The organism is Bacillus sp. EB600 (assembly GCF_024494385.1).
Classification (GTDB): domain Bacteria; phylum Bacillota; class Bacilli; order Bacillales; family Cytobacillaceae; genus JAEVLT01.
Genome location: NZ_JAEVLT010000125.1, coordinates 1 through 966, shown reverse-complemented (window position 1 = coordinate 966; position 966 = coordinate 1). Strand labels below are relative to the sequence as shown.

The following is a 966-nucleotide window of genomic DNA, read 5'->3' as shown; positions in this document are numbered from 1 at the left end:
TTTAGCCTTTAAGCGTAGACAGTTAGGTGGCGGGCCGAAAGCCAAGTGGTTGAAGGGATTGAGCTCCAAAATGTTAGTAAATCGAGAGGGCTGATGCCTTACCTGCGCGCAGAAAGCTATATTATTATCCTTCGATAAAGGCAAGAAGGATAAAACCTCTCTGGAGTCAAAGACCTTGGCACGTTACACATTGATATGATACGGCAACTCGGGAGACCCTACCGGTCTTTTCTTCTAGAAGAGTATGGTGTACAAGCGATAAAAAAGCAAGGAAACCAAATGCCGATGTAGGGAGTCGGATAGCAGCGTAGTACCAATGAAGTTGGGTAATGCCGATGGAGGAAAGGCTAGCTACCAGTTATCACCCTTACTAGGGAAACATTTACTACACGCAGAGGTAGGAATAATAAATGGAAACAAAACTACTAAGGATAGCAGAATTAGCAAAATCTGAACCTAAAATGAAATTTACATCTCTTGCACATTTATTAAATGTGCAATCACTAATTCAATGTCATCATGAATTGCCTAACAAAAAGGCAACTGGGATTAACGGAACGACTAAAGAGCAATACGATGAAAACTTAGAAGAAAACATAAAGGATTTAATAAGTAGGCTTAAAAGCAAAAGCTATCGTCCTGTTCCAGTAAGGAGAATGTATATTCCAAAGCTCAATTCAAACAAGAAAAGACCATTGGGAATACCGGAACATGAAGATAAGATTGTTCAAAAGGGCATTACGAAGATACTAAATACCATTTATGAAAATGACTTTCTAGACTGTTCCTTTGGATTTCGTCCAAATCGCAATTGCCACGATGCTTTGAAAATATTGAACTACTATATTGAAAAGAGGTCAGTAAATTATGTAGTTGATGTAGATATTAAAGGGTTCTTTGACAACGTTGACCACATGTGGTTGATGGAGTTCTTAAAACTTCGAATCGCTGACCCTAACCTACTTA

Annotated in this window: 1 protein-coding gene; it reads left to right on the top strand. The window is 38.7% G+C overall.

The window, feature by feature from the left end:
* Positions 1 to 410: 410 nt before the first annotated feature.
* The coding region (locus JN080_RS28815) for a reverse transcriptase domain-containing protein (protein WP_256239358.1) at positions 411 to 966 on the top strand (556 nt) is incomplete at its 3' end.